This window comes from Pantoea sp. UBA5923 (genome assembly GCF_002431095.1).
GTDB lineage: Bacteria > Pseudomonadota > Gammaproteobacteria > Enterobacterales > Enterobacteriaceae > Pantoea > Pantoea piersonii.
In genome coordinates this window covers 36,664-37,235 of the sequence record NZ_DJDN01000009.1, presented here as the reverse complement: position 1 = coordinate 37,235, position 572 = coordinate 36,664, and the positions used below count along the sequence as shown (strand labels likewise).

The 572-nt window shown below is 64.5% G+C and carries 1 protein-coding gene; it reads left to right on the top strand.

From position 1 onward, the window contains the following. On the top strand, nt 1-572 hold a 572-nt coding region (locus tag B3797_RS01180; protein WP_311790158.1), incomplete at both ends, for an amidohydrolase.

The following is a 572-nucleotide window of genomic DNA, read 5'->3' as shown; positions in this document are numbered from 1 at the left end:
TACAGGCGATTTTCGGCATGCATAACGCGCCGGACCTGCCGCTCGGCACGCTGCGCACGCGCGGCGGCGCCTTTTACGCCAACGTTGACCGCTTCACCATTCATATTCACGGCCGGGGCGCGCACGCCGCGCGGCCGCATGAGGGTATCGACGCCATTGTGATCGGCAGTCATATCGTGACCGCGCTGCAAACCCTGCCGAGCCGCGTCTTCAGTTCGCTGGAGTCAGTGGTGCTCAGCGTGACGCGCTTTACTGCGGGCAATACCTGGAATGTGCTGCCGCAAAGCGTGGAACTGGAAGGCACAGTGCGTACCCATAACGATGCGATTCGCACCGCCATCCCGCACAAGATGCGCCAGCTTATCGGCAGCATCGCCGCCGGCTTTGGCGCGCAGGCGGAACTGGAGTGGGTAGCCGGCCCGCCTGCGCTGGTAAATACGCCCGCCTGGGCCGATTTTATGCTGGCGCAGGCGCAGGCGAGCGGCTTCCGTGCCGAACGCGGCACGCCGCAGATGGGCGGCGAAGATTTTGCCTTCTACCTGCACCATGTGCCGGGCGCGTTTGTCAGCATC